We start from the raw sequence: 25,063 nt of genomic DNA on the forward strand, positions 1-25,063 counted from the left end.
CCCCTGTTGAAGAGGTGTCGATCCAGGCGGCAGCCGTATCACCCCCCTCCCCAACCCTCCCCCGCAAGGGGGGAGGGGGCACCCGAAGTAAAAGGTGGATCAGCCCGTCACGCCCTCAAACAGCTTGAACAGCTCGGCCTGTCGCTCGAAGCCCATGCCGGGCCAGTCGCCGGAGGTGATGTAGCCATCTTCCACCTTCAGGTCGTCGCAATAGCCGGAGAACACGCCGAAGGCGTCCGGATAGGCCTCGCACATGCCGTAGCCGAAGCCGGCACTCTGGTTGAAGGACATCTGGTTGCCGCCATGGGGCAGGACGGACGAAGCCGACCAGCCGTGCGCCTCCAGCATGGCGAGCACCTTGGCGGCGGTGCCGATGCCGTAGGACTGGGGCACGTCGGTCTGGATGATGTCCGTGCCCGGCCGCATGCCGCCGTGGCGGACGAGGTTGCGCACGTCTTCCAATGAGAACAGGTTCTCGCCGGTGGCCACCGCATTGCCATAGGCCGCGATGAAGTCGGCATTGCCCTGATAGTCGTTGGGGTGCGCCGGCTCTTCGAACCAGCGCAGGCCGAGGGGCTTTAGGGCCGCTGCATAAGATGGCCGCAGGGAAACGGGAATGCCGCAATTGGCGTCCACCGCGACGCGCGAAGCATCGCCCAAAAGCCCGATCACCGCTTCCAGTCGCTGGAGGTCCTCAGTGAGCGGCGCCCCGCCGACTTTCATCTTGATGAGCGTATAGCCCATGTCGAGATAGCGGCGGACTTCGTCCAACAGGTCCTGGATGGTCTTGCCGGGCGCATACCAGCCGCCGCCCACATAGCAGAACACCTTTTCCTGGACCTTGCCGCCGCGATAGCGGTCCGCGATGAGCTGGTAGACCGGCTTGTCGGCGATCTTGCCGACAGCATCCCACAGCGCATGCTCGATGGTGCCGATGGCGACCGAGCGCTCCATGTCCCCGCCGGGCTTCTCGCCGAACATCATGGCGGAAAGCCACAGGTCCGGGTCGAAGGCGGCGGGGTCGAGGGTCAGGCGCTCCTCGCGCATCAGGCGCGGGATGAGGCGGTCACGCATCTGCGCGCCGCAGGCATAGCGGCCGGTGGAGTTGAAGGCATAGCCGATGATGGGCTTGCCCGCCCGCACCACGTCGGTGACCACCGCCACGAGGGAGGTGGTCATCTCGTCGAAGGAGAAGGCAGCGTTGCGCAGCTTGCTCTGAAGCTTCACCGCCTTCTCGCGGATCTCCACCACCCGCATGGGATCACGCCTCGTCGACGACGGGATTGACCAAGCGGCCGATGCCGTCGATCTCGATGACGATCTCGTCGCCATTCTTCATGAAGATCGGCGGCTTGCGGGGATAGCCGACGCCGGCGGGGGTGCCGGTGGCGATCATGTCGCCGGGCTCAAGGGTCATGATCTCCGAGATGGTGGAGACCACATTCGCCACGGAGAAGATGAAGTCGTCCGTGGTGCCGTTCTGCAGCACCTGGCCGTTCAGGATGGAGCGGATGCCGAGGCCGGTGGCGCCGGGGGGCAGCTCGTCCGAAGTCACGACCCACGGGCCGACGGGGCCGGTCTTGTCGAAATTCTTGCCCGCGGTCCACTGGGTGGACTTGCGCTGATAGGAGCGCACGCTGCCATCGTTGAAGATGGTGTAGCCGAACACGGCGTCGAGCGCCTTGTCCTCGGGGATGTGGCGGCCGCCCTTGCCGATGACGATGGTGAGCTCCGCCTCATAGTCGAACGTGTGGGACGCCTTGGGGGCGACCAGCGGCTCGCCATGGGCGATGAGGGAGGAATGCACGCGCAGGAAGAGGGCCGGATAGTCCGGGATGGGATTGCCGCCTTCCTTGGCGTGATCGGTGAAGTTGAGGCCGACGCAGATGAACTTGCCGTGGTTGAGGAAGGGCTGGGCGGCCTTCACCGAAGCGAAGGGGTGCTTCGCGCTCGCGGGCGCCGCAGCGGCGGCCTTCGCCACGTCTTCCAAAGCGGCCGCGCCGCCGGCGGCGACCTCGCGCAGGGTCTTGCCGGGGAGAAGCGTGACCTCATCGCCCTTGACGACACCAAGCACGTCGCCCTCAGGCGCCTTCACCATCATCAGCCGCATGCGTCGTCTCCTGTCGGTTTATTAAAATCGATATTGATGAAGCTCATAGTGCTCCGCCGCGAACCTGTCTATATTCGGCTGGTTGAGCCCAAGGCTGTGCACAAGGATAATCGATTTTCTATTGACGATCCGGCCCGGACATGGTGAGCGAAGGCATACATCGTCCCCTGGGAGAAACGTCATGACTTCTGCCTCGTCCTTCCCCAAGATCCGCAAGCCGGGCCGGGATTTCCGTTGGCCGGGCGGCCAGCATGTGGCCGTGGTCTTCAATCTGGCCTACGAGGCGTGGTCCGACGGCAAGGCACCGGGCATCGGCCCCATGGGCAATCCGCTGCCCCCCGGCACCTTCGACGCCAATGCCCTTTCCTGGGGCACCTACGGCGCCGTCACCGGCATCGAGCGGCTGCTGCGCATCCTCGACCGCCAGAAGGTGAAGGCCTCCACCATGGTGAGCGGCGTGTTCGCCGAGCGCAACCCCGACCAAGTGCGCGCCATCTTCAATGCCGGCCATGAGATCGTCGCCCATTCCTATGCGCAGGACATCATCCCCGCCGGCCTCACCGAGGCGGAGAACAAGGACAATGTCATCCGCACCACGGAGGCGCTCGCCTCCATCACCGGCGCGCGGCCGAAGGGCTGGATGAGCCCGCGCGGCACCGCCGGCCTCGACACCATGCGCGTCCTCGTGGACCAGGGCTATGATTGGCAGGGCGACGTGCTGGACACGGACGCGCCCTATCTCCAGACCTTCGAGAACGGCGACATCATCGCGGTGCCCTTCAACATGGAGATCAACGACCTACCGCACGCCATGCGGTTCGGCCGCACGCCGGCGCAGTATCTGGCGCTGTTCGATGATTTCCTGTCGCACACCCTGAAAGTTAACGATGGCGCCCTCATCATCGACGTGACGGCGCATGCTCATTGCTACGGCCGCGCCGGCGGCGCCTGGGCCTATGAGGAGATCGCCAAGCGCGCCTCCGGCCGCGATGATGTCTATGTGGCGACGCGCGGCGAGATCGCGGCGCACACCCGCGCCATTCTCGGCGCCTGAGGAGGCAAGATGCGCAAGCCGCTGACGACGGAGAGGCGCCTGCCGCCGGGGCTCAATGCCCCGGCCGCTCCCGTGCGCTCGCTCACCTCGGCGGTCCATGCCTCGCTGCGGGCGGACATTCTCACCTGCCGCCTTGCGCCGGGGGAGAAGCTGCCCGTGGCGGTTTTGGCGAAGAAGTTCGATGTGAGCCTGTCCGCCGTGCGCGAGGCGCTCTCGCGGCTCGTCGCGGACGGCTTCGTGATGAGCGAGGACCAGCGCGGCTTCCGCGTGACCCCGCTCGACATTGAGGATCTGGAAGACCTCACCAACACCCGCATCGAGATCGAGGTGCTGGCGCTCCGCCGCTCCATGGCCCACGGTGACGCGGCCTGGGAGCAGGGCCTGCGCGACGCATGGGATACTCTGCGGCAAGTGCCGTATGCCCTGGCACGCCAGACCCCGCCCCATGACGGCGGCTGGGCGGACCTGCACTTCGCCTTCCACGAAGCCCTGGTCTCCGCCTGCGGCCTCACCTGGCTGATGCGCTTGCGGCGGACCCTGTTCGAGCAGTCCGAGCGTTATCGCGCCTTGGCGCGCACCGTGCCCGCCGGGGCGGAACGCGACGTGAATGCCGAGCACCTCGCCATCTTCGAGGCCACCATCGCCCGGGATGCGGAGACGGCGTCGGCAGCCATGGATGCGCATTTCCGGGTCACCATGGAACTGGTGCGCGAGGCGGTGCAGCGGGGGTAGGGCGCCGCGGCGCTCTCACGTCTGATACGCCCGCTCCAGCAGCGCCCCCGCCACATCCTCCAACTCCGCCGTGCCATAGAGCCCATGCCGCTCGGCGAGCCGCGTGCGGGCATAGGCTTCCGCCACCGGCGCGGGGCCGCCTTTCGCAAGCGCCGCGGTCGCGGCCAGGGCGGAGAGCCGGTCGGCGGCGCGGCGGGCATGGGCATCGCCCTCGCGGATCGAGAGCAGCCGGAGGACCTCTTCGGCGGTCTCGACAACGCCCGGCAGGCCGGCGGCCTCGTCCCGCAGCCCCTCCACCAGCGCCTGCGCCGCCTCAGGTTCCCGCCCGGCGGCGCGCAGGAGGTCGAGCGCCACCACCGCGCCCGTGCCCTCCCAGATGGAATTGACCGGCGCCTCCCGATAGAGCCGGGGGAGGGGGCTCTCCTCCACATATCCGTTGCCCCCCAGCGCCTCCATGGCCTCGTAGATGAAGCCGGGGGCCGCCTTGCAGACGGAGAATTTCACGCTCGGCGTCAGCAGGCGCGCGCGGGCGGCCTCGGCGGGGTCGCGCGCCATGCCGTCGAAGGCGCGGGCGAGGCGCATCACCAAGGCGGTCGAGGCTTCCGCCTCCAGGGCAAGGTCGGCCAGGAGCAGGCGCATGGCGCCGTGGTCCACCAGCCTCTTGCCGAACACCTTGCGATGGCGGGCATGGTGCAGCGCCAGCGTCAGCCCCAGGCGCATGAGGCCCGCGGAGGAGACGGCGCAATCGAGCCGTGTGAGCTGCACCATCTGGATGATGGTGGGAACGCCGCGTCCTTCCTCGCCCACGCCCCAGGCGAAGGCGCGCTCGAACTCCACTTCGGAGGAGGCGTTGGAGCGGTTGCCCAGCTTGTCCTTCAACCGCTGGAACCTCAGTCCGTTCACGGCGCCGTCCGGCCGGAAGCGCGGCATGAGGAAACAGGACAGCCCGCCCTCCGCCTGCGCCAGCACGAGGAAGGCATCGCTCATGGGGGCGGAGAAGAACCATTTGTGGCCGGTGATCTCGTATTCGCCCCCGCCCACCGCCGCTGCGCGGGTGAGGTTGGCGCGCACGTCCGTGCCGCCCTGCTTCTCGGTCATGCCCATGCCCAGCGTGACGCCGGACTTCTCCCAGAAGGGCGCGAAGCGGCCGTCATAATGGCGGGAGCGGATGCGCGGCAGCCATTGCTTCGCCAGCTCGGGCGTTGCGGCGAGCGCTGCTGGGGCCGCATGGGTCATGGTCATGGGGCAGACATGGCCCGCCTCCACCTGGGAGATGAGATAAAGGCGCGCGGCGCGCTCCACGTGGCTCCCGCCGCTCCAGGTGGAGGCGGAGAGGCCAGCTGTGGTGCTCTCGCTCATGAGCGCATGATAGGCGGGGTGAAACTCCACGAGGTCGAGCCGCCGGCCTTGCGGGTCATGGGTGCGCAGGCGCGGCGGGTTCTCGTTGGCAAGCCGCCCCAGGGCCATCCGGTCCGCCTCGCCCCAGGCGGCGCCCAGCGCCAGCAGCGCCGTGCGCTCGCGCCCGCCGAGGCCGGAATATGCGAGCAAAGGGGCCTCGATGGCGGCGAGGTTGGCGTCGCAGAAGGCCGGCGTCTGGTTCAGGATCTCGCCGGTGGACGGGCTCTCTCCCATATGGCCTTCTCCCGAGGCGGGTTTCTTCTTCTGAAACCATCTGCCCCTTAAGCTGAGGCTCCATGCCGCTGTTCGCAACCACCTGGCCCTGGATCGCTCTCGGCGCCGCCGGAATCCTTCTGATCCTCCTCGCTGTCGGAGATGCTCTCCAGACCGATCGGCGCGTCCCCCGCTTTCAGGACATGACGTGGCTCACCTGGCTCGGGGTCGCGGCCTATCTCCTGCACCAGTTCGAGGAGCATGGGGTGGACCTTCTCGGCCATCCCTATGCCTTCCGGGGGTCCATGTGCGCGGCGCTCAGCTTCCGCGATGCCGTGTCCTGTCCGGTCCCGCTGTCCTTCATCACGGCGATGAATGTGGGCTCGGTCTGGGGCGCGGGGCTGATCTCGGTGCTCATGGCGCCGCGCCGGCCGCTCATCGGGCTCAGCTTCTTCGCCCTCCCGCTGGTGGATCTCGTCGCCCAGGTGGGTGGGGCAATCACGGACCAGCGCTACGCCGCCGGCCTTCTGACGGCGCTGCTGCTGTTCCTGCCCTTGTGCCTCTGGGTGCTGGTGGTGGCGGTGCGGCGCTATGGGGCGGGCGTCCGGGCGGTGTTGATCGTGCCGCTGGCCGGCATCGTGGTGCATGCCGTGCTGCTGGGCTCGCTGTGGGCCTATCTGAATTTCTGGTTCGGCGATGCGGTGCTGGCGGCGATCCAGGTGCTCAACGCCCTGGTGCCGGCGGGGCTGATGCTGCTGGTGACGCGCCCGCGTGCCGTTGCTCAGCCCACGCCCGCGCCCGCACCCACTCCGAAGCGCCGGCGGACGCCGAAAACGGCGGGGCAGACCTGAGCGCCGTGATGCCCAAGCGTAACCTCCCGCAAGGTGCTCTCAGGCGGCTTTCTGTGGCGGTGGTTTCTTGTTGCAAAACCAATCTGTCGCTAAGCTGACGCTCCATGCCGCTGTTCGCAACCATCTGGCCCTGGATCGGCCTTGGCGCCTGCGCGATCCTCATCCTCCTGCTGGTCGCCGGGGACGGGCTGCAGGCCGACCGGCGCATCTCGCGCTGGCAGGACATGGCGTGGCTCACCTGGCTCGGGGTCGCAGCCTATTTGCTCCACCAGTTCGAGGAGCACGGCATCGACCTGTTCGGTCATTCCTACGCCTTCCGCGGCGAAGCCTGCATGGTGCTCGGCTTCCGCGACGCGGTCTCCTGCCCCGTCCCGTTCTCCTACATCACTGCGGTGAACGTGGTCTCGGTCTGGGGCGCGGGGCTGATCGCGGCGCTCGCGGCGCCGCGCCGGCCGCTCATTGGCCTCAGCTTCTTCGCCATCCCCTTCGTGAACCTGTTCGCCCATCTCGGGCCGATGCTCATGCAGCGCCACTATAATCCCGGCCTGCTCTCTGCCGTGCTCGTCTTCCTGCCGCTCAGCGTCTGGGCGCTGCTGGTGGCGGTGCGGCGCTACGGGGCGGGGATGAGCGGGGTGCTCGCGGTGGTGCTGGGCGGCCTCATCATGAACGGGGTGATGATCGGCTCGCTGGTTGCCTATGTGAATGGCTGGTTCAGCGAAGCGGTGCTGGTCGGCATCCAGATCCCGAACACCTTCGTGCCGGCGGGGTTGATGTGGCTGATGACGCGGCAGCGCGTCGTTGTTCCGCCAACGCCCGCGCCGGCTTCGAAGCCCCGGCGGGCGCCGAAAGCGGTGGGGTAGACCTCGTCGCCATCACGCCCGGGCCCGACCCGGGCATCCCCTGTCAATGCTGGTGCTACCGGTCTCCTGGGAGATGGCTGGGTCAGGTCCGGCCATGACCATTGGAAACGCGCTTCCGCCAGCGCCCCTACCCGCGCCGTTTCGGGGGCGAGGGTGGAGTGAAGCTTGGAGCTGCCTCAGGGCGGAAACCCTTTCGTTGGTGGTGTGGCCGCGAAGCCTGGACTTAGCTTTCGGCGTGCGCAACCATAACGCGATTAAGGGGAGGCAAGAATGGAAGCGCGTGCACCTACGGTTCCTTCAGATTTTAGGGAACGTCTCATCGATCTCGCAAAGCGTGGGGTTCAGAACGCACCTCGCTGTGCGAATGAAGAATCCACGAAGATGTTCCTCGTTCTGCCGCTTATAGGGTTTCTAGGTTACGATCATTTGGATCCTAACGAAGTGTTTCCTGAACATCATTGCGATTTCTCAGAGAAATATAAGAATAAAGTTGACTTTGCTATATTTTAGAGATGGATCTCCTGTCATTGCCATCGAGTGCAAGCAGGCGGGTGCGACAACTATGAGGGATGATCGCGGCCAATTGAGAAGTTACTTCAACGCAGCGAAGACTGTAAAAATGGGCATCCTGAGGGATGGCTTAATTTGGGAGTTTTATGCGGATTCCGATTTGCCTAACATGATGGATGAGAATCCATTTCTCCGCTTCGATATGAAAGACTTGGCTAAGGGCCAAGCGGAAGACTCTGCAGTCGAAGGGCTTTTTTCTCTTGGGAAAGCTGCATTTGATCCCGAAAATATAGGGGCAGAAGCGAAACGGAAGCACGTATATAATTCGGTTATCAATCAAATTACGGCGCTCGCGGAGGAGCCGTCCGACGCATTCATTCGCGATCTTTTAAGCGCGGCCGGTTTCCAGCGCGTGTCGCAAAAGGCCGTGGAGGAATATCGCCCCACCGTGAAGGCAGCATTTCGCGACTTCATCAGTCGGCGCATTCTACAACGTCTGGACCTCCCGCAGATGGAAATAGCAGCGAGAGCACCCGAGACCGTGACCCCTCTGCCGACATCCACATCTTCCGCTCCCCTTGATGAGCGAGTTCAGACCACCGAAACGGAATTAAGGGTCTTTGCTTGGGTAAAGCAGCGCCTAGCCTTCCTTGTCCGCGAGGACGCTTTGTTCAAAGAGATAGAGCATATTGCCTATCAGGATTTCCAAGGCAGCTTCGTCGTTTACTATAAGCGTCTGCGTGCGGGTCGGTTACTTGAGCTATATGAACCGCGTACGGGATCAAAAGAAACCCGCCTGAAAGTCGCCTTTCCCGCAGAGTCTGGCGCGCCCGAGCTTGAGATGTTCATAAGCGATCTGGCTGAGATGGATGAACCGCTTCTGGCCATCTTCAAAGCACGCGCATCAAAGGCGTGAAGACATAACAAGCGCCGTCATGCCTGGACTTGATCCGGGCATCCACGCCTCTCCCTTAAGCACCCACCCAGCGAAGCCCCGTGGACGGCCGGGACAAGCCCGGCCATGACTGTGGTGTTGGCGGAGAGGGTCGGCACGAACGAAAAATCCCCGGGTCAAGCCCGGGGATGATGAGAGACGTAGCGGTCGAAACGCCTCAGGCCAGCGCTTTCAGCGCGGCCTTGCCGGCGTACTTCGCCGCATCGCCCAGTTCCTGCTCGATGCGCAGGAGCTGGTTGTACTTGGCGGTGCGGTCGGAGCGGGCGAGCGAGCCGGTCTTGATCTGCCCGCAATTGGTCGCCACCGCCAGATCGGCGATGGTGGCATCCTCGGTCTCGCCGGAGCGGTGGGACATGACGGCGCGATAGCCCGCCTTGTGGGCCATCTCGACCGCGTCCAGCGTCTCGGTGAGCGAGCCGATCTGGTTCACCTTCACGAGGATGGCGTTGCCGGTGGCTTCCTTGATGCCGCGCGAAAGGCGGGTGACGTTGGTGACGAAGAGGTCGTCGCCCACCAGCTGGCACTTGGAGCCGATGGTGTCCGTGAGGAGCTTCCACCCCGCCCAGTCGTCCTCGGACATGCCGTCCTCGATGGTGACGATGGGATAGCGCGCGACGAGGTCGGCGAGGTACTTCACCTGCGCCTCGATATCCCGCACCTTGCCCTCGCCCTCATAGTGGTAGGCGCCGTCCTTGAAGAATTCGGTGGCGGCGCAGTCGAGGCCGATGAACACGTCCTCGCCCGGCTTGTAGCCGGCCTTCTCGATGGCCTTCATCACGAAGTCCAGCGCGGCTTCCGCCGAGGCGAGGTTGGGGGCGAAGCCGCCCTCATCGCCCACATTGGTGTTGTGGCCGGCATCCTTCAGGCCCTTCCGCAGGGTGTGGAAGATCTCGGCGCCCGTGCGCAGCCCTTCCGCGAAGGAGGGGGCGCCCGCCGGCAGGATCATGAATTCCTGGAAGTCGATGGGGTTGTCCGCATGGGCGCCGCCATTGATGATGTTCATCATGGGCACCGGCAGGGTGCGGGCGTTCACGCCGCCGACATAGCGGTAGAGGGGCAGGGAGGTGGCGAGCGCCGCCGCCTTCGCCACCGCCAGGGAGACGCCGAGAATGGCGTTGGCGCCGATGCGGGCCTTGTTGGGGGTGCCGTCCAGCTCGATGAGGGTGGTGTCGATCCTCACCTGGTCCTCGGCATCGAAGCCGCCGATGGCGTCGAAGATCTCGCCGTTCACCGCATCCACTGCCTTCTGGACGCCCTTGCCGAGATAACGGCCCTTATCGCCGTCGCGCAGTTCCACCGCCTCGTGGGCGCCGGTGGAGGCACCGGAGGGCACCGCCGCGCGGCCGAGCGAGCCGTCTTCCAGGAGAACGTCCACCTCCACCGTGGGATTGCCCCGGCTGTCGAGGATTTCGCGGCCGATGATGTCGACGATGGCAGTCATGGAGCGTCCTTCCCTTTACGTTCGGCGCCTTCTAGCGCGATCGGTGCTGCCTTAGAAGGGGCGGAGGCAGCGGCACCTTGCCCTCGCGATGGAGGAGAGTGATCTTCAGTGCCGTTGCGCCGTGCCAAAGGGCCATCGTCATGGCCGGGCTTGTCCCGGCCATCCACGGGGCTCCGCGAGGTACCGCTTCGTGGATAGACGTGGATGCCCGGGACAAGCCCGGGCATGACGAGTGTAAAGGGGTGGAGATCATCTGCCCCCGTTTGCGGGCACCAGGAGAACAGACAGAATGACGGACGAGAAGCTCCAGCTCGGGCGCGAGACGTCGCTGCCGGCGGGACCGGAGGAGGCGGTGCTCGACCGCGTGCCCAATCCCCATCCCGACACGGATTATGTGGCCCGCTTCACCTGTCCGGAATTCACCTCGCTTTGCCCGGTCACCGGGCAGCCGGATTTCGCGCATCTTGTGATTGATTATGTTCCGGCTAATTACCTTGTGGAATCCAAGTCGCTGAAGCTCTATCTCGCCTCCTTCCGCAACCATGGCGCTTTCCACGAAGATTGCACCGTTGCCATCGGCAAGCGTCTGGTGGGGCTGCTGGAACCCCGTTTCTTCCGGATCGCCGGCTACTGGTATCCGAGGGGGGGCATCCCCATCGATGTTTTCTGGCAGACTGGCGTCCTGCCGAGCGGCGCCTGGCTCCCGGACACGGGCGTCGCGCCGTATCGGGGGAGGGGTTAGCGCATGCCCAAGCTCATCGTCACGAACGGGGATTCCGCCGCCGGCAATATCAGGGAGGCCGGCATCCATGGGCATCTCCTGGAATGGCGGGACATGCTCCATGACGGGCCTGTGCCGGCGGACGACGATCTGGAGGTCGTCTCCGACACGCGCGCCGCCTACCTTGCGGAGACCTTCGGCCTGGAATTCGATTCCGTCCGCTCCGACTTCGCGCAGCGGGACGGGCAGATCGGCGCCCACATCGCCTATCGCGATGTGGAGCTTTGGTTCGAGCATGATCTCTACGACCAGCTCCAGCTCATCCAGCTTTTGGCCTTCTTCGCGCACGAGCCGGAACGCCTCGGCCTGAAGCTGGTGCAGGCGGACGATTATCTCGGCGCCATGGGGCCGGAGGCCATCTGCGCGCTTGTGCCCAAGGCCGCGCCCATCACCGCCATGCAGCTTGAGGCGGGGCAACACGCCTGGGCCGCCTTCACGGCGCCGACGCCCACGGCGATGGCCGGGCTTGCCGCCGCGCCCATTCCCGAGCTTCCATTTCTTGCTCCCGCCTTCCGGCGCTCCCTCTGCGAGCTGCCGGCGCCGGGCAACGGCCTCTCCCTCACTGAGGAACGCATCCTGCGCGCCCTCGTGGACGGACCCCGGAAGGTCGGCCACCTGTTCGGGGCAGTGACGGCGCAGGATGAGGCGAAGTTCCTCGCCGATCTGCCCTTCTTCCAGCGGGTGGACGCTTTGGCCTTTGCCCGCGAGCCCCTCATCACGGGCGTGCCGTTCCGCGCCAATGAATGCCGACCGTTCACGCCCGCGGAGGAGCAGAGCCCGCAGGAGCGGACCTATCGTGCTTTTGCCGGGACGGAAATCGCGCTGACCCCGGCAGGGGAGGCGGCGCTGAAGGGCGAATTCGACCACGCCGCCGAGAACCGCGTCGACCGCTGGCTTGGCGGAACCCACATCCGGCCGAACGCGCTCTGGCGCTATGACCGGACGACGCAGCGGCTTAAAGACCCGAACTGAAGGGCGCGAGCTTCGCCGTCATAGATTCTGCCCGAACCGCGCGCATTCTGGCTGGTAACGAACCCGAAGCGCCGCTGTTGCGTTATGGCAACGCCGAATGTCGCGCGAATGGAGGCAGTCATGAAATGGGAGGATTTCCGCTCCAGCGGCAATGTGGAGGACCGGCGCGGCATGGGCATGCCGGGCGGGGCCGGCGGCCTGGGCATTGGCACGATCATCGTGGTGGGCCTCGTCGGCTGGGCGCTCGGCATCAATCCCCTGGTCCTGCTCTCCGGCCTTGAAAGCCTCCAGGGTGGCGGCTCGGGCTACGAGCAGAGCGCGCAGCCCCAGGGCAAGCAGGGCGCCCCGTCCGACCAGCTCGGCCGCTTCGCCTCGACCGTCCTCGCCCAGACCGAGGATGTGTGGACCGACATCTTCCGCCAGCAGGGCCGCACCTATAAGGACCCGACCATGGTGCTGTTCTCCGGCGCCACGCGCTCGGCCTGCGGCGGGGCGTCCTCCGCCATGGGGCCGTTCTATTGTCCGCTGGACCAGAAGGTCTATCTCGACCTCACCTTCTTCCAGGAGATGAAGACGCGCTTCCGCGCGCCCGGCGATTTCGCCAATGCCTATGTAATCGCCCATGAGGTGGGCCACCATGTGCAGAACCTCATCGGCATCCTGCCCAAGGTGCAGGAAGCCCAGCGCGCCGCCGGCAACCGTGCCGAGGCGAATGCGCTGTCCGTGCGCGTTGAGCTGATGGCCGACTGCTTTGCGGGCGTGTGGGCCAACCACGCCAATGAGCGCTTCCGCATCCTGGAGCCCGGCGACGTGGAGGAGGCGCTCAATGCCGCGAGCGCCATCGGCGACGACCGGCTCCAGAAGCAGTCCCAGGGCACGGTGGTGCCGGATTCATTCACCCACGGCACCTCGCAGCAGCGCGTGACCTGGTTCACGCGCGGCCTGAAGACGGGCTCCATGCAGCAATGCAACACCTTGCAGGGGGCCATTTGATGCCCGGTATCGATGAGACGCGCCCGTTCGTTGCGTTGAAGATCGCCGTCCTCACCGTGTCCGACAGCCGGGACCTCGCGAGCGACAAGTCCGGCGCGACGCTCACCGAGCGTATCGCCGGCGCCGGCCACGTCCTGGCCGCCCGCGACATCGTCCCGGACGAGGTGGAGCATATCCGCGAGGTGGTGAAGGACTGGATCTCCAACCCCGCCATCGACGTGGTGATCACCACGGGCGGCACCGGCTTCACCGGGCGCGACGTGACGCCCGAGGCGCTGGAGCCCTTGTTCGAGAAGCGCATGGAGGGCTTCTCCACGGTCTTCCACATGATCTCCCACGCCAAGATCGGCACCTCGACGCTGCAGAGCCGGGCGACGGCCGGGGTGGCGAACTCCACCTACATCTTCTGCCTTCCCGGCTCTCCCGGTGCCTGCCGGGATGGGTGGGACGAGATCCTCGCGAACCAGCTCGACCTGCGCTACCGCCCCTGCAACTTCGTAGAGATCCTGCCGCGGCTGGACGAGCACCTGAAGCGCGAGAAGGCGAAGGGCGCGGTGGTTTAGGGGCGCCCGGCTCTGCCGCACAGCGCTGTCATGCCCGGGCTTGTCCCGGGCATCCACGTCCATCCCCTAGCTCGTACCTGGCGGAGCTCCGTGGATGGCCGGGACAAGCCCGGCCATGACGACGGGAAAAGTGGCGAAGCCGCTCATTTCTGAGTGTCGATTGGCTCTAAGCTGCGCTCTCCGGCAGCGGCACCTCCCGCTGCCACTGCACCGCTCCGGGCGGCACCAGCAGTGTCAGGGCCTTGGGCTTGATCTCGAAGCGCAGCGGCATGGCCTCGCGGGTGATCTCCCCGTCGGTCGCCACCCATCCGCGCTTGCGGTGGATGGCGTTGATGGTGATGCTTTTCCCGGAGAAGGAATGGATGCCGGGATTGTCGCGCCACGCCTGGATCAAAAGGTCCGCCCCCGCCTTCACGCGGGCCAGCGCGCCGCGCTCCTCGGCGATGTGGACCTCCAGTTCCCCCGCATCGAGGCGCGAGCGGTGCCAGCCGGCGCCGTCGAATGCGTTATTGGTCACCAGCGCCGCATAGGCGTCCAGCGACACGCGCCGCCCGTCCACCTCGATGTCGAGGCACAGCCGGCCGGAGCGCGCCAGCGCCTTGCCCAGCGCCAGGAACCAGCCGGAAACGCGGCCGTGGGTCTGGCGCATGGCTTCCCGCGCCAGCGCCATCTGGCTGAAGAAGCCGATGCCTGACACCCCATGGAAGGCCCGGCCGTTGAGTGTTGCGAGGTCGATGCGCATGGGCTCGGCCTCGTGCAGCGCCTTCAGCGCGCCGGGCAGGTCGCGCGGCAGGCCGATATCGTAGGCGAGCAGGTTCATGGTGCCCAGCGGCAGGACGCCGAGGGTGACGTCGGTACCGCACAGCACCGAGGCGGCATAGCTCACCGTGCCGTCGCCGGCGCCGACGATGAGGGTGTCGTAGCCGAGTTTCGGCGCGGTGCGGATGGCATGGGCCATGCCCTCGCCCTCGCGCACCATCACGTCCACATCATTGGACGGCCCGGTGAGCGCGGCGTCCACTTCCGTGCGCACGCGCTCCGAGCCAAGATCGAGGATCGTTCCGGCTTTGGCGTTGAGGATGACGAGGATGCGGCCCATCTTCACGCTCCAGGATGCGGCAGGGACGAGGTTGGTCTAATGTTTCGGCCCGTAAGGAGCGTTGAGATGGCATCCGAAACCGCACCCGTTGGCAAGCCTTCCATCCTGCGCCTCCGCGCGGGCCTGCTCCTGCTGGCGGCGCTGCTGATGTTCTGCATATCGTCCGGCCGCTTTGTTGCAGTGCAATTCGGCCTCGGCTGGATCTGGGGCACGATCTGCGCGCTCGTGGTGGCGGCGCTGATCGGGTTCGGTCTGACGCAACTGACCCGCAAAATCTATTTCCTCCTCGCCGCCGTGATCACGCTTGTGACCACCTATTTCGCCTTCGACTTCCTGCGCGGGGCGCTCGGATGGTCCGGCACCACGGCTTTCATCTTCGCGCTTGTGCCTTTCGTGGTGTTGGCGGCCGCCTTCTGGGATTTCCGGCGGCTCAAGCTGGAGGTGACGGGCTGGCTCAACAGCCCTTAGGTCAAGTGGGAACCCGAGCGTCGCCATTGGGGTTCCAAGCCCGAAACCGGAGCTTGGACCATGCTGAAGTATGCGGTGATCTTTCTCATCATCTCGATCCTCGCCGGGGCGATGGGCTTCATGAACATTTCGGCCGTCGCGCGGCGCGTCTCCTTCGTGCTGTTCGGCGTCTTCCTGGCCATGGCGGCGCTGGTGCTGCTGTTCTTCGTTCTTTTGGACAAGGCCACCAGCCAGAGCGTGCTCATGTACGCCCTTCCGATGCTCGCCTGAGGCGAATTGCTGCTCCGCCGAAAGACTGTTGAGCCTCGCGAATTCCCGTCCTAGCCTGCTTTAGGTGAAGCCGAACGAACGGCTTCCCGGGACCTTCGAGAGGAGAACTGACATGCGTCGCCTTGCCCTTGCGGCCGCGGCTGGATTGATCGCCCTCGGCACTCTGCCGGCGGCGGCCCAGCAGAAGGTGGTGAACGTCTTCAACTGGTCGGACTATATCGACCAATCCGTGCTTGAGGACTTCACCAAGGAAACCGGCATCAAGGTTCGCTACGACGTCTTCGACAGCAACGAGGTGCTGGAAACCAAGCTTCTGGCCGGCAAGACCGGGTATGACGTGGTGGTGCCCTCGGGCTCCTTCATGCAGCGCCAGATCAAGGCCGGCGTGTTCCAGAAGCTGGACAAGTCCAAGCTGCCGAATCTGCAATATGTCTGGCCTGAGATCGCCCAGCGCCTCGCGGTCTACGATCCCGGAAACGAATATGCCGTGAACTACATGTGGGGCACCACGGGCATCGGCTACAATGTCGACATGGTGAAGCAGCGGCTCGGCGAGATCCCCATGAACACCTGGGACATCGTCTTCAAGCCGGAGAACCTGTCCAAGCTGAAGGATTGCGGCGTCTATTTCCTCGACGGCCCGGAAGAGGTGATCCCCTCCGCCCTGCGCTATATCGGGCTTGATCCCGACTCGAAGAACCCCGACGACATCGCCAAGGCCGGCGAGATGCTCATGAAGGTGCGGCCCTTCATCCGGAAGTTCGATTCGGGCGGCATCATCAACGCGATTGCGCGTGGCGATATCTGCATCGCCGTTGCCTGGTCGGGCGACATGTTCCAGGCCAAGGCCCGCGCCGAGGAAGCAGCCAAGAAGAGCAAGAAGAAGCCCATCAACATCAACTATGTCATCCCCAAGGAAGGGGCGCTGATGTGGTTCGACAACTTCGCCATCCCGAAGGATGCGAAGAACGTGGATGAGGCGCTGGCTTTCATCAACTATATGAGCCGGCCGGAAGTGGCGGCGAAGAACACCAACTTCATCTCCTATGCCAACGGAAATCTTGCCTCGCAGAAGTTCGTGGACAAGGAGATCCTGGACAACCCGTCCATCTATCCGGACAAGGAGACCTTCTCGCGCCTGTTCACCGTGACCACCTACCCGCAGGACGTCCAGCGCGTGGTGACGCGCACCTGGACGAGTTTCAAGCGGGGGAAGTGAGCGCGCACGCCCAAACGGCAATGGCCCGGCTGCACCGGGCCATTGCCGGCACGATCAATCCTGCGGCGCTCCGGGCTGGCCCGTGATGGTCACTTCGGCCTCGGCGAGGCGCCTGTAGAGGTTGCGTTGCCGGACCAGCGGCCACCAATCATAGAGAAAGATCTCGAGGGGCCGCCAATTGGCGACCCATCCCACGATGATCAGGCTTTCCTCGACGAAGCTCCCGAAGGTTCCTTCAAATCGTCCCGACACGATTTGCGCCAGCAGCATGCACAGGGCCAGCACGGCGAGGCCGACCAGCAGCGAGAGGCGCCCGATGCGGAGAAGTTCCTTCAGCTCCCGGCTGACGGCCTGGGATCTCTCGCTGAAGAAATGGTGGAGCGTGGCCGGGAAGGCCTGGGCGCTCGCGGAACGGGCTTCATCCTCCGGCAGGTGAACCACGATTGAGATCGGACGCGTGCGCGGCAGCTCGCGTGCCCAGCCGACGATATAGTCCTCGGCCTGAGGGTCGAGATCCCGCTCCCGGAACGGGAAGGGATCCAGCATATTGATGAGCTGGGACGTCCGCTCGACGCGAATCTGGATGGTGGTGGAATCGTCGGGCATGGTCCGGTGGGCCGCTTCTCTGGTTTCATTAGAGGATAGCGGCTTTCCACCCTTTGCACCCGTCGTGCCCGGGCATGACGGGGGCTCTTGAACCAATTCGGGGGGGAATGTCGAAAAAGCCTAAACCTCGCCGCTCACCGGCATTCCCGGCCGGCGCTGCTTGAAGGGCGCCATGCCCTCGCGGGCCAGCTCGTCCGCGCGCTCGTTCAGCTCGTTGCCGGCATGGCCCTTCACCCAGTGCCATTCCACCTGATGGCGCTTGAGGGCCTCGTCCAGCCGCTCCCACAGATCCTGATTCTTCACCGGCTTCTTGTCCGCCGTGCGCCAGCCATTGCGCTTCCAGCCGGCGAGCCATTTCAGGATGCCGTTGCGCATATATTCGCTGTCCGTATGGAGATTGACGGCGCAGGGCTTCTTCAGCGCCTCCAGGGCACTGATGGCTGCCATGAGCTCCATGCGGTTGTTGGTGGTGTGCGGCTCCCCGCCGAGAAGCTCCTTCTCGTGCGTGCCGGAGCGCAGGATGGCGCCCCAGCCGCCGGGGCCGGGATTTCCCGAACAGGCGCCGTCGGTCCAGATCTCCACCGGCGTGGTCACGCGGCGAGACCATATTCGGTGGGGCACATCACGGCGCGGTGGAAGCGCAGCTTGCGCAGGTATTCCAGTGGGTCCTTAGGCTTCACCAGCGCGCCTTCGGGCACGTTGAGCCAGTCCACCAACCGGGTCAGCAGGAAGCGCAGCGCGGCGCCGCGGGCGAGGCGGGGGAGGGCGTCCGCCTCCTCGGGCAGGAGGGGGCGCACCGCGCCATAGCCCGCCAGCAGGGCACGGCCCTTGGTGGCGTTGAAGGCGCCGTCCTGCTCGAAGCACCAGGCGTTGAGGCACACCGCCACGTCATAGGCATAGAGGTCGGTGCAGGCGAAGTAGAAGTCGATGATGCCGGACAGCTTGTCGCTGAGGAAGAAGGCGTTGTCCGGGAACAGGTCCGCATGGATAACGCCGGCCGGCAGCCCGGAGGGCCAATGGGCTTCCAGCTCGGACAGCTCCTCATTGATGGCGGCGGCAAGGCCCGGCGCCAAAGTGTCGGAGCGCCCGTCCGCCGCTTCATAGAGGGGGCGCCAGCTCGCCACCGACAAGGCATTGGGCCGGCGCATGGAAAAATCCGCGCCGGCAAGGTGCAGCCGGGCCAGCGCTTCACCGAGCTGCCCGCAATGGGAGACCGTCGGCCGCCGCACCGAGACGCCCGGAAGGAAGGTGACTATGGCGCACGGCCGCCCCGCAAGGTTGCCGAGCATGGCGCCGTCACGGTCCGCCACCGGCTGCGGGCAGGAGATGCCGTTCTTCGCGAGATGCTGCATCAGGCCGATGAAGAAAGGCAGGTCTTCCGGTGAGACGCGTTTCTCATAAAGCGTGAGAATATAGCTGCCGCGCGTGGTCTGGAGGAGGAAGTTGGAATTCTCCACCCCCTCCGCGATGCCGTGATACGACACCAGGGTGCCGATCTCGTAGCGCGTGAGAAAGACATCGAGCTGCGAGGACGTGACGTCCGTATAAACCGCCACACTCTACTCCGCAGCGTCGGGGCGCAGGGCCCGGGGCAAGGGGAAGAACACATCCTCCTCGGCGGCCGTCACCGTCTCCACATCCAGCGTGAAGCGCTCGGCGAAGGCGTCCAGAATCTCCTCCACCAGCACTTCCGGGGCAGAGGCGCCGGCGGTGACGCCAAGCGAGGTGATGGCCGAGAAGCTATTCCAATCGATGTCGGCGGCGCGCTGGAGCAGCACGGAGAGGGAGCAGCCGGCGCGCTCGGCGGCTTCCCGCAGGCGCTGGGAATTGGAGGAGTTGGGCGCGCCCACCACCACCATGGCATCCACCTTGGGCGCCACCTTCTTCACCGCCTCCTGGCGGTTGGTGGTGGCGTAGCAGATGTCTTCCTTGTGCGGCGCGGCCATGCCGGGGAAGCGCTGGCGCAGGATCTCCACCATCTCGGCGGTGTCGTCGAGGGAGAGGGTGGTCTGCGTGACATAAGCGAGGTTGTCGGGGTTGCGGGGCACGATGGTGCGCGCATCCTCGGCGGTCTCGATGAGGGTGACGGCGCCCTCGGGAAGCTGGCCCATGGTGCCGATGACTTCTGGGTGCCGGGCATGGCCGATGAGCAGGATCTCGCGGCCCTTCTTGAAATGCACCTGCGCCTCGCGGTGCACCTTGGTCACCAGCGGGCAGGTGGCGTCGATGGCGAACATGTTCCGCGCCGCCGCCGCCTCGGGCACGGATTTCGGCACACCATGAGCGGAGAAGATGACGGGGGCGTTGCCCGCCGGCACCTCGTCCAGGTGCTCGACGAAGATCGCGCCCTTCTTCTTCAGGCCCTCGACCACGTATTTGTTGTGCACGATCTCGTGGCGCACATAGACCGGCTGCCCGTAGAGGGCGAGCGCCTGCTCCACCGCATCGATGGCCCGCACCACGCCCGCGCAGAAGCCGCGCGGCGCGCACAGGAGCACGCGCAGGTGGGGCTTCGAGGAGGAGGCGGGGCCGGACTGCATGGGTCATGAATGGGGGCGGGCGCCGAGACGTGTCAAGTTCAACGTGCCGCGACACGTTTGAGCCGGGATTCCAATGCCCCCGGCGCGCCGCGTTGCCAATGCGGCGCCCAATGCCCATTTGCATCGGATCGCCGGGATGCTTATGTTGTTGTCATCCCGGACATTGCGAGATCCGCGGTTCGCCCGAAAAGAAGGGCGAGCGACGGACCCCTCGTGCCAGCGGCCCTAGAGCCGAAGACCAACAACACGCCGAGAGGCTGCCCATGTCGAACACACCCCTCATGCCGAAGGCGACCGCCGTGTGGCTGGTCGAGAACACGGCGCTGACGTTCGAGCAGATCGGAGACTTCTGCAAGCTCCACGCCCTGGAAGTGAAGGGCATCGCCGACGGCGAGGTGGCGCAGGGAATCAAGGGGCTCGACCCCATCTCCACGGGCCAGCTCTCCCGCGAGGAGATCGACCTTGCGGAGAAGAATTCCGACCGCCGCCTGAAGCTCCTGGAATCCAAGGTGCGGCTGCCGGAGAAGAAGACCCGCAAGGGCCCGCGCTACACCCCCGTCTCGCGCCGCCACGACCGGCCGAACGCCATCCTGTGGCTGATCCGCAACCATGGCGAGCTGAAGGATGCGCAGATCATCCGCCTGGTGGGCACCACCAAGGCGACCATCCAGTCCATCAAGGAGCGCACCCACTGGAACTCGGCGCAGCTCCAGCCCATGGACCCGGTGACGCTCGGCCTGTGCAGCCAGATCGACCTCGACATCGAGGTGCAGCGCGCCTCCAAGGACCGGCCCGCCACCCCGGTGGAAGAGAAGGGCGCGACCCTGCTTCCCGCCGACCTCACCACCCGCCATCGGGAAGATGCGCCGGCCCGCAAGGAATCCCTCGACCTGGAAACCGTGTTCGCCAAGCTCGGCGGCTCGAAGAAGGGCGAGGAAGAGGACGACGAATAAGTCTGTCCGATCCCATTCGCCGTCATGGCCGGGCTCGACCCGGCCATCTCTCGCGGGACCTAAGGGGCCAAGAATAACGGGAGATCCCCGGATCACGTCCGGGGATGACGCCGATCCCGGCCGGTGCGCCTAGTGCGCCATCAGCACCGGCACGGTCATGGCCGCGAGGATTTCGCGGGTGACGCCGCCGAGCACAAGCTCCCTGAGGCGGGAATGGCCGTAGCCGCCCATTACCACCAGATCGGCGCCCTGGTCTGACACCTCGTTGAGAATCGCCTGGGCGACGCTGGTCTCCCCCGGCCCGAGATGCAGGGTGCGCGTGCGGGCGCTGAGGCCATGGCGGGCGAGGTGGCGCACCACGTCGTCCCCGCTGACATCAGCCTCCGAACCCCGCAGCACGCGCAGCACTTCCACCACCTCCGAGCGATGGAGCAGCGGCAGGCCTTCCGCGAGCGCGCGCGCCGCCGCGCGGCTGCCGTCCCATGCGACGACGGCGCGGCCGCCGCCATAGGACGCCTTCTGCACATAAGGCACGAGCAGCACGGCACGGCCGGAATCCAGCAGGACCGTCTCCGCGATCACCTCTTCCGGCCCGGGCCGGTCCGGATCGGGCTGGGCGACCACGGTGAGGTCGAACAGCCGGGCCATCTGCGCCAGATTGTTTGCCGCAACGCCCAGCGAGGCATTCAGCGTGCGCACGTCGTAGGCGACGCCCGCATGCGCCGCGAGATGGGCGAAGCGCTCCGTCGCCTTGGCGGCGGCCGCCTCGTTCTCCTGCATCTGGGTTTCGAGGAAATCGGTCGGCACCGCGCCCATGTAGAAAGGCGGCACGTCGATCTCGTAGGTCACGGCCAGACCGGTGAGGTGCGCGGAGAAGGTGGCTGCAAGGCTCGCGGCGAAGGTGGCGGCGGTGTCGTTCTCCGCGCCTTGCGTCAGGTTAACAAGAATATCCCGGATCATTTGGTGTCTCCCCCACGCCGTATCGACGACACCACTTTACCCTAATGGGCGCCTCAAATGGCAGCATTGATCCTGCACAAATCCCCAACGGCCGGCCCAAACGAAAACGCGGCCGCCCGGGGGAGAGGCGGCCGCGTCGCATGGGACGATCAAGGGGGGAATTGATCGTGCCGACTGAGAAACGTACCGCTCGAAAAAGGGTTCCCGAAAAAAATGAAAAAAAATCCGATCCTCTCGTTTCCCATCGGCAAGGGCGCTAAATGGACGTTCGGCCCGCCGAAAACCTGGGGCGTCCTGCGGTGACACCGGACCTGAGCATCGTCGTTCCCCTCTACAATGAGGCGAGCGGCATCGCGGCCTTCCACCGGAGGTTGAGCGCTTGCGCCACCACGGTCGCGGCCGCGCGGGGGCTTCGCATCGAGATCGTCTATGTGGACGACGGCAGCCGGGACGAGACCGCGCAGATGGCTGCTGACCTGCCCGCGCTGGGCGTGGACGTGCAGACCGTCGCGCTGTCCCGCAATTTCGGCAAGGAAGCCGCCCTTCTCGCCGGGCTGGACCACGCCCGGGGCGATGCCCTCATGTTCATGGACGGCGACGGGCAGCATCCGCCGGAAATGATCGAGACCTTTGTCGGCCTCTGGAAGGACGAGGGCTACGACGTCGCCTATGCCGTGAAGGCGGACCGGTCCGACGAGCCCACATCCCGGCGCATGTTCGTGCGGCTGTTCTACCGGCTGCTGAATTTCGGCGCCTCGACGCGCATTCCCGAGGATGCCGCGGATTTCCGCCTCCTCTCGCCCCGCGCCGCCGCCGCGCTGCGGCGCCTGCCGGAGCGCAACCGCTTCTTCAAGGGCCTCTCCACCTGGATCGGCTTCCGGCAGGTGGCAGTGCCCTATCGGCCCCAGGCCCGCATGTTCGGGTCCAGCAGCTGGAGCTTCCTGCGCCTTTTGAGCCTGTCCATGGAGGGGCTCACCTCCTTCTCCCCCGCGCCGCTGCGCATTGCCGCCCTCGCCGGGGCCATCCTCGCTGGGGCGGCTTTCGTCTATGGCAGCTGGATCACCATCGAGCGGCTGGTCTGGGGCATTCCATTGCCCGGCTATCCTTCCGTGGTGGTGGGTGTCATGGTCATCGGCGGCATGCAGCTTCTGGTGATGGGCGTCATGGGCGAATACATCGCCCGCATCCTCTCGGAGATCAAAGCGCGGCCGGTCTATTTCGTCGCCGGCCATGTGCTGCACCATGCCGAGCCGGCGCAACCGCCGCAAGGAATGCAGCCGCCGGTCCAGGCACCAGCCGCCCCGTCACGGCAACCGGCATCCTGAGCTGGCAAAATGGAAAAGCGCATCCGCATCTGCGCGGACGATTACGGGATTGCTCCAGGCGTCTCGCAGGCGATCCGCGCCCTGATCGAGGCGCGCCGCATCAATGCCACCTCGGTGATGACGCTGTTTCCGGGCCTGAAGGAAGAGGCGGGACGGCTGAGCGAGGCCGCGCAGGGCTCGGGTGCCAGCCTCGGCCTGCACCTGACGCTCACCGGCGGCTTCGCCCCGCTCGCTGCGGCGCCTTTGGGCGGAAGCGTCCTGCCTTCCATGGGCGGACTGACGGCTGGCGCCTTTTCAGGCCGGCTCAGGCGCGCGGCGGTGGCGGCCGAGGTGGAGGCGCAGTTCGCGGCCTTCATCGAGGCGTTCGGCCATGCGCCCGACCATGTGGACGGCCACCAGCATGCCCACCTCCTGCCCGGCATCCGCACCATTCTCCTCGAGGCGACGCGCCGCCACGCCCCCGCCGCCTGGGTGCGTGATTGCGTGCCGGCACCGGGCGCACGCCTGGGCTTCGATCTTAAGGGGCGGATCATCGGGGCGTTCTCCACGGGCCTCAAGAAAGCCGCCGCCGAGAAGGGCCTGTCCGTGAACAAGGGCTTTGCGGGGGCCTATGCCTTCCGAAAGGGCGTCGCGTTCGAGCCGCTCCTCGCCCGCTTCGTCGCCGGCCTGCCGGACAAGGGGCTGATGATGGTGCATCCCGGCTTCGTGGACGAGGTGCTCGCCACGCGCGATTCCCTCGTGGTGCTGCGGGAAGCCGAATATGAAGTGCTCGCCGGCCCGGCTTTCCCCGAAATCCTGAAGACGGCCGGCGCCCGGCTCATGTGAGTCCGGCTCAGTTCTGGCGCTTGCGCTCGTCCCAGCCACCGATCTGCTCCGTGCCGTCCGCCGCCTTGGCATCGGAGGGCGTCACGGTCTGGCCGGCAAGGCGCAAGGTGCGCTCCAGCAGAACCTCATAGATCGGCCTGCCGCCCAGCGCCTCCGCCACCACATTGGCGAAGACGCAGGTGAGGATGACGGGGATCAGCACCTGGTAAGCGCCGGTGAGTTCCGCCACCAGCACCATGCCCACCAGCGGCGCGCGCACGGTGGAGGAGAACAGGCCGCCCATGGCCGCCACCGCCAGCGCGGTCAGCATGCCCTCCGGCAGGGAGAAGACGGTGCCGAGCGCCGTGCCGTACAGGACGCCCACGGCGGTGGCGAGGGCAAGGATGGGCGCGAAGATGCCGCCGGGGGTCCCGGTGGAATAGCTCGCCATGGTCATCACGAAACGCACCACCACGACGCTCGCCAGCACCAGCAAAGGCAGGTGCTCGCCCGCCAGGGTCACCGCCAGCACTTCGCCGCCCAGGGTCGCCTCCGGGCGGACGATGAGCAGCACGCCGATGATGAGCCCCACCGCCGCCGGCACGATGTAGAAGGACCAGAGCAGGCCGATCTCGCGGGCGAAATCCAGCGCCCAGATGAGGCTGCGGTTGAACAGCACCCCCACTGCCCCCAGCACCAGCCCAAGGCCGATGAAGGCCGGCAGCGTGGCCAGAGGCATTTCCGGCACGTTCAGCAGCATGTCCGGCCCGACGCCGGCAATGCCCTCCGTGACGATGGCGCTGGTGACCGAGCAGAGGATTACGGCGGTGTAGGTGCGCAGGCCGTAGGGAAACTGGCGGCGCGTCTCCTCGATGACGAAGAGGATGGCGGCGAGGGGCGCATTGAAGGCGGCGGCAAGGCCGGCCGCGCCGCCGGCGGCCAGGAGGCCGCGCATGTCGCGGGTCGACAGGCCGAGCCATTCGGACGCCGCCTGCGCCACCGAGGCGCCCATATGGATGGTGGGGCCTTCGCGGCCCGCGACGAGGCCGGAGCCCAAGGCGAGGACGCCGCCTACGAACTTCACCGGCAGCACCCGCTTCCAGCGGACTGGCCGGAGGCCCTCCAGCGCGCCCTCGATCTCCTGGACGCCCGACCCTGCCGCCTCCGGCGCGAAGGTCCGCACCAGCCAGACCGACGCCAGGACGAGCGCGGCCGCGATGAGGCCCATGAGGGGCAGCAGCAGGCCCTCGCTAAGGCCCAGCCCGCGCATCAGGGAAGGCCAGTGGGATGCCGCATCGGTGCCGAGATGGAAGGCGGTGCCGATGGCGCCGACCACGCCTCCGACCAGGATCGCGACGCCATAATAGGCCGCATCGCTCATGCGGC

Annotated in this window: 27 protein-coding genes; 16 read left to right on the top strand and 11 right to left on the bottom strand. The window is 66.2% G+C overall.

Annotated features, from left to right (window positions below):
• Positions 1 to 99: 99 nt before the first annotated feature.
• Together ABLE91_RS19250 and ABLE91_RS19255 are read right to left on the bottom strand one after the other, a co-directional pair.
• Positions 100 to 1,257 (bottom strand): enolase C-terminal domain-like protein, encoded by a 1,158-nt coding sequence (locus tag ABLE91_RS19250; RefSeq protein ID WP_348933431.1) that lies wholly within the window; start codon positions 1,255 to 1,257, stop codon positions 100 to 102.
• A gap of 4 nt (positions 1,258 to 1,261) precedes the next feature.
• Positions 1,262 to 2,110: a fumarylacetoacetate hydrolase family protein gene (locus ABLE91_RS19255; RefSeq protein WP_348933432.1), complete on the bottom strand. Its 849-nt coding sequence runs from the start codon at positions 2,108 to 2,110 to the stop codon at positions 1,262 to 1,264.
• A 181-nt stretch (positions 2,111 to 2,291) separates the two neighbouring features.
• Between ABLE91_RS19255 and ABLE91_RS19260 the strand changes: the two genes are divergently transcribed.
• Complete coding sequence (locus ABLE91_RS19260) at positions 2,292 to 3,164, top strand: polysaccharide deacetylase family protein (protein WP_348933434.1); 873 nt, start codon at positions 2,292 to 2,294, stop codon at positions 3,162 to 3,164.
• A gap of 9 nt (positions 3,165 to 3,173) precedes the next feature.
• Complete coding sequence (locus tag ABLE91_RS19265; RefSeq protein ID WP_348933436.1) at positions 3,174 to 3,896, top strand: GntR family transcriptional regulator; 723 nt, start codon at positions 3,174 to 3,176, stop codon at positions 3,894 to 3,896.
• Positions 3,897 to 3,911: 15 nt separating this feature from the next.
• Here the strand turns inward: ABLE91_RS19265 and ABLE91_RS19270 are convergent, their stop codons facing one another.
• Positions 3,912 to 5,528 carry an acyl-CoA dehydrogenase family protein gene (locus ABLE91_RS19270; RefSeq protein WP_348933438.1) on the bottom strand — a complete coding sequence of 539 codons (1,617 nt, stop codon included), beginning with the start codon at positions 5,526 to 5,528 and terminating at the stop codon, positions 3,912 to 3,914.
• 62 nt (positions 5,529 to 5,590) lie between these two features.
• Between ABLE91_RS19270 and ABLE91_RS19275 the strand changes: the two genes are divergently transcribed.
• The 4 genes from ABLE91_RS19275 (at position 5,591) to ABLE91_RS19290 (ending at position 8,644) form a co-directional block, all read left to right on the top strand.
• On the top strand, positions 5,591 to 6,358 hold the full coding sequence (locus tag ABLE91_RS19275) for an HXXEE domain-containing protein (protein WP_348933439.1): 768 nt from the start codon (positions 5,591 to 5,593) through the stop codon (positions 6,356 to 6,358).
• Positions 6,359 to 6,462: 104 nt separating this feature from the next.
• Positions 6,463 to 7,218 carry an HXXEE domain-containing protein gene (locus ABLE91_RS19280; protein WP_348933441.1) on the top strand — a complete coding sequence of 252 codons (756 nt, stop codon included), beginning with the start codon at positions 6,463 to 6,465 and terminating at the stop codon, positions 7,216 to 7,218.
• A 270-nt stretch (positions 7,219 to 7,488) separates the two neighbouring features.
• Positions 7,489 to 7,728 carry a hypothetical protein gene (locus tag ABLE91_RS19285; RefSeq protein WP_348933443.1) on the top strand — a complete coding sequence of 80 codons (240 nt, stop codon included), beginning with the start codon at positions 7,489 to 7,491 and terminating at the stop codon, positions 7,726 to 7,728.
• Positions 7,729 to 7,780: 52 nt separating this feature from the next.
• Positions 7,781 to 8,644 carry a hypothetical protein gene (locus ABLE91_RS19290; protein WP_348933444.1) on the top strand — a complete coding sequence of 288 codons (864 nt, stop codon included), beginning with the start codon at positions 7,781 to 7,783 and terminating at the stop codon, positions 8,642 to 8,644.
• A gap of 196 nt (positions 8,645 to 8,840) precedes the next feature.
• Here ABLE91_RS19290 and eno read toward each other — a convergent pair whose 3' ends face one another.
• Positions 8,841 to 10,124, bottom strand: a complete 1,284-nt coding sequence (gene eno / locus ABLE91_RS19295) for a phosphopyruvate hydratase (RefSeq protein ID WP_348933446.1) — start codon at positions 10,122 to 10,124, stop codon at positions 8,841 to 8,843.
• Between the two features lie 289 nt (positions 10,125 to 10,413).
• On the opposite strand from eno, the gene queF reads away from it, so the two are divergent.
• The 4 genes from queF (at position 10,414) to moaB (ending at position 13,433) form a co-directional block, all read left to right on the top strand.
• Complete coding sequence (gene queF / locus ABLE91_RS19300) at positions 10,414 to 10,866, top strand: preQ(1) synthase (RefSeq protein WP_348933448.1); 453 nt, start codon at positions 10,414 to 10,416, stop codon at positions 10,864 to 10,866.
• Positions 10,867 to 10,869: 3 nt separating this feature from the next.
• Positions 10,870 to 11,877, top strand: a complete 1,008-nt coding sequence (locus ABLE91_RS19305; protein WP_348933450.1) for a DUF1835 domain-containing protein — start codon at positions 10,870 to 10,872, stop codon at positions 11,875 to 11,877.
• 120 nt (positions 11,878 to 11,997) lie between these two features.
• Positions 11,998 to 12,870, top strand: a complete 873-nt coding sequence (gene ypfJ / locus ABLE91_RS19310) for a KPN_02809 family neutral zinc metallopeptidase (protein WP_348933452.1) — start codon at positions 11,998 to 12,000, stop codon at positions 12,868 to 12,870.
• A complete protein-coding gene (moaB, locus tag ABLE91_RS19315) occupies positions 12,870 to 13,433 on the top strand; it encodes a molybdenum cofactor biosynthesis protein B (RefSeq protein ID WP_348933454.1) in 564 nt (187 codons plus the stop codon). Before ypfJ ends, moaB begins: the two co-directional genes overlap by 1 nt.
• Positions 13,434 to 13,599: 166 nt before the next feature.
• Here moaB and ABLE91_RS19320 read toward each other — a convergent pair whose 3' ends face one another.
• Positions 13,600 to 14,532 (bottom strand): diacylglycerol/lipid kinase family protein, encoded by a 933-nt coding sequence (locus ABLE91_RS19320; RefSeq protein ID WP_348933456.1) that lies wholly within the window; start codon positions 14,530 to 14,532, stop codon positions 13,600 to 13,602.
• Positions 14,533 to 14,598: 66 nt separating this feature from the next.
• Here ABLE91_RS19320 and ABLE91_RS19325 point away from each other — a divergent pair, with 66 nt between their 5' ends.
• The 3 genes from ABLE91_RS19325 (at position 14,599) to ABLE91_RS19335 (ending at position 16,489) form a co-directional block, all read left to right on the top strand.
• Positions 14,599 to 15,000: a hypothetical protein gene (locus ABLE91_RS19325; protein ID WP_348933457.1), complete on the top strand. Its 402-nt coding sequence runs from the start codon at positions 14,599 to 14,601 to the stop codon at positions 14,998 to 15,000.
• Between the two features lie 60 nt (positions 15,001 to 15,060).
• A complete protein-coding gene (locus tag ABLE91_RS19330; protein WP_348933459.1) occupies positions 15,061 to 15,270 on the top strand; it encodes a DUF1328 domain-containing protein in 210 nt (69 codons plus the stop codon).
• 112 nt (positions 15,271 to 15,382) lie between these two features.
• Entirely contained in the window at positions 15,383 to 16,489 is a 1,107-nt protein-coding gene (locus tag ABLE91_RS19335; RefSeq protein WP_348933460.1) for a polyamine ABC transporter substrate-binding protein, read from the top strand.
• Between the two features lie 54 nt (positions 16,490 to 16,543).
• Here ABLE91_RS19335 and ABLE91_RS19340 read toward each other — a convergent pair whose 3' ends face one another.
• The 4 genes from ABLE91_RS19340 to ispH form a co-directional block, all read right to left on the bottom strand.
• Positions 16,544 to 17,095 (bottom strand): hypothetical protein, encoded by a 552-nt coding sequence (locus ABLE91_RS19340; protein ID WP_348933462.1) that lies wholly within the window; start codon positions 17,093 to 17,095, stop codon positions 16,544 to 16,546.
• Between the two features lie 120 nt (positions 17,096 to 17,215).
• Positions 17,216 to 17,689, bottom strand: coding sequence for a ribonuclease HI (gene rnhA / locus ABLE91_RS19345; protein ID WP_348933464.1), 474 nt, complete (start codon positions 17,687 to 17,689; stop codon positions 17,216 to 17,218).
• Positions 17,686 to 18,651 (bottom strand): homoserine kinase, encoded by a 966-nt coding sequence (locus ABLE91_RS19350; protein WP_348933466.1) that lies wholly within the window; start codon positions 18,649 to 18,651, stop codon positions 17,686 to 17,688. The genes rnhA and ABLE91_RS19350 overlap by 4 nt, the downstream gene beginning before the upstream one ends.
• A 3-nt stretch (positions 18,652 to 18,654) precedes the next feature.
• On the bottom strand, positions 18,655 to 19,635 hold the full coding sequence (gene ispH / locus ABLE91_RS19355) for a 4-hydroxy-3-methylbut-2-enyl diphosphate reductase (RefSeq protein WP_348933468.1): 981 nt from the start codon (positions 19,633 to 19,635) through the stop codon (positions 18,655 to 18,657).
• A 263-nt stretch (positions 19,636 to 19,898) separates the two neighbouring features.
• On the opposite strand from ispH, the gene ABLE91_RS19360 reads away from it, so the two are divergent.
• The gene (locus ABLE91_RS19360) at positions 19,899 to 20,588 is read left to right on the top strand and encodes a DUF1013 domain-containing protein (RefSeq protein WP_348933470.1); all 690 of its coding nucleotides are present in this window, start codon (positions 19,899 to 19,901) and stop codon (positions 20,586 to 20,588) included.
• A gap of 129 nt (positions 20,589 to 20,717) precedes the next feature.
• Here ABLE91_RS19360 and ABLE91_RS19365 read toward each other — a convergent pair whose 3' ends face one another.
• The gene (locus tag ABLE91_RS19365; protein ID WP_348933472.1) at positions 20,718 to 21,548 is read right to left on the bottom strand and encodes a universal stress protein; all 831 of its coding nucleotides are present in this window, start codon (positions 21,546 to 21,548) and stop codon (positions 20,718 to 20,720) included.
• Between the two features lie 260 nt (positions 21,549 to 21,808).
• Here ABLE91_RS19365 and ABLE91_RS19370 point away from each other — a divergent pair, with 260 nt between their 5' ends.
• Positions 21,809 to 22,873 carry a glycosyltransferase family 2 protein gene (locus ABLE91_RS19370; protein ID WP_348933473.1) on the top strand — a complete coding sequence of 355 codons (1,065 nt, stop codon included), beginning with the start codon at positions 21,809 to 21,811 and terminating at the stop codon, positions 22,871 to 22,873.
• A gap of 9 nt (positions 22,874 to 22,882) precedes the next feature.
• The gene (locus tag ABLE91_RS19375; protein ID WP_348933475.1) at positions 22,883 to 23,698 is read left to right on the top strand and encodes a ChbG/HpnK family deacetylase; all 816 of its coding nucleotides are present in this window, start codon (positions 22,883 to 22,885) and stop codon (positions 23,696 to 23,698) included.
• A 7-nt stretch (positions 23,699 to 23,705) separates the two neighbouring features.
• On the opposite strand, the gene clcA is transcribed toward ABLE91_RS19375, so the two are convergent.
• Positions 23,706 to 25,058: a H(+)/Cl(-) exchange transporter ClcA gene (gene clcA / locus ABLE91_RS19380; RefSeq protein WP_348933476.1), complete on the bottom strand. Its 1,353-nt coding sequence runs from the start codon at positions 25,056 to 25,058 to the stop codon at positions 23,706 to 23,708.
• Positions 25,059 to 25,063: the final 5 nt, after the last annotated feature.

The organism is Aquabacter albus (genome assembly GCF_040049275.1).
Lineage (GTDB): Bacteria > Pseudomonadota > Alphaproteobacteria > Rhizobiales > Xanthobacteraceae > Aquabacter.

Coding starts and splice junctions, on each gene's coding strand:
- ABLE91_RS19250 (WP_348933431.1), bottom strand. CDS start 1,257: ATGCGGGTGGTGGAGATCCGCGAGAAGGCGGTGAAGCTTCAGAGCAAG.
- ABLE91_RS19325 (WP_348933457.1), top strand. CDS start 14,599: ATGGCATCCGAAACCGCACCCGTTGGCAAGCCTTCCATCCTGCGCCTC.
- ABLE91_RS19375 (WP_348933475.1), top strand. CDS start 22,883: ATGGAAAAGCGCATCCGCATCTGCGCGGACGATTACGGGATTGCTCCA.
- ABLE91_RS19275 (WP_348933439.1), top strand. CDS start 5,591: ATGCCGCTGTTCGCAACCACCTGGCCCTGGATCGCTCTCGGCGCCGCC.
- ABLE91_RS19335 (WP_348933460.1), top strand. CDS start 15,383: ATGCGTCGCCTTGCCCTTGCGGCCGCGGCTGGATTGATCGCCCTCGGC.
- ispH (WP_348933468.1), bottom strand. CDS start 19,635: ATGCAGTCCGGCCCCGCCTCCTCCTCGAAGCCCCACCTGCGCGTGCTC.
- eno (WP_348933446.1), bottom strand. CDS start 10,124: ATGACTGCCATCGTCGACATCATCGGCCGCGAAATCCTCGACAGCCGG.
- ABLE91_RS19370 (WP_348933473.1), top strand. CDS start 21,809: ATGGACGTTCGGCCCGCCGAAAACCTGGGGCGTCCTGCGGTGACACCG.
- ABLE91_RS19320 (WP_348933456.1), bottom strand. CDS start 14,532: ATGGGCCGCATCCTCGTCATCCTCAACGCCAAAGCCGGAACGATCCTC.
- moaB (WP_348933454.1), top strand. CDS start 12,870: ATGCCCGGTATCGATGAGACGCGCCCGTTCGTTGCGTTGAAGATCGCC.
- ABLE91_RS19330 (WP_348933459.1), top strand. CDS start 15,061: ATGCTGAAGTATGCGGTGATCTTTCTCATCATCTCGATCCTCGCCGGG.
- ABLE91_RS19340 (WP_348933462.1), bottom strand. CDS start 17,095: ATGCCCGACGATTCCACCACCATCCAGATTCGCGTCGAGCGGACGTCC.
- ABLE91_RS19280 (WP_348933441.1), top strand. CDS start 6,463: ATGCCGCTGTTCGCAACCATCTGGCCCTGGATCGGCCTTGGCGCCTGC.
- ABLE91_RS19285 (WP_348933443.1), top strand. CDS start 7,489: ATGGAAGCGCGTGCACCTACGGTTCCTTCAGATTTTAGGGAACGTCTC.
- ABLE91_RS19270 (WP_348933438.1), bottom strand. CDS start 5,528: ATGGGAGAGAGCCCGTCCACCGGCGAGATCCTGAACCAGACGCCGGCC.
- clcA (WP_348933476.1), bottom strand. CDS start 25,058: ATGAGCGATGCGGCCTATTATGGCGTCGCGATCCTGGTCGGAGGCGTG.
- ABLE91_RS19260 (WP_348933434.1), top strand. CDS start 2,292: ATGACTTCTGCCTCGTCCTTCCCCAAGATCCGCAAGCCGGGCCGGGAT.
- ABLE91_RS19365 (WP_348933472.1), bottom strand. CDS start 21,548: ATGATCCGGGATATTCTTGTTAACCTGACGCAAGGCGCGGAGAACGAC.
- ABLE91_RS19265 (WP_348933436.1), top strand. CDS start 3,174: ATGCGCAAGCCGCTGACGACGGAGAGGCGCCTGCCGCCGGGGCTCAAT.
- ypfJ (WP_348933452.1), top strand. CDS start 11,998: ATGAAATGGGAGGATTTCCGCTCCAGCGGCAATGTGGAGGACCGGCGC.
- ABLE91_RS19360 (WP_348933470.1), top strand. CDS start 19,899: ATGTCGAACACACCCCTCATGCCGAAGGCGACCGCCGTGTGGCTGGTC.
- ABLE91_RS19290 (WP_348933444.1), top strand. CDS start 7,781: ATGAGGGATGATCGCGGCCAATTGAGAAGTTACTTCAACGCAGCGAAG.
- ABLE91_RS19305 (WP_348933450.1), top strand. CDS start 10,870: ATGCCCAAGCTCATCGTCACGAACGGGGATTCCGCCGCCGGCAATATC.
- ABLE91_RS19255 (WP_348933432.1), bottom strand. CDS start 2,110: ATGCGGCTGATGATGGTGAAGGCGCCTGAGGGCGACGTGCTTGGTGTC.
- queF (WP_348933448.1), top strand. CDS start 10,414: ATGACGGACGAGAAGCTCCAGCTCGGGCGCGAGACGTCGCTGCCGGCG.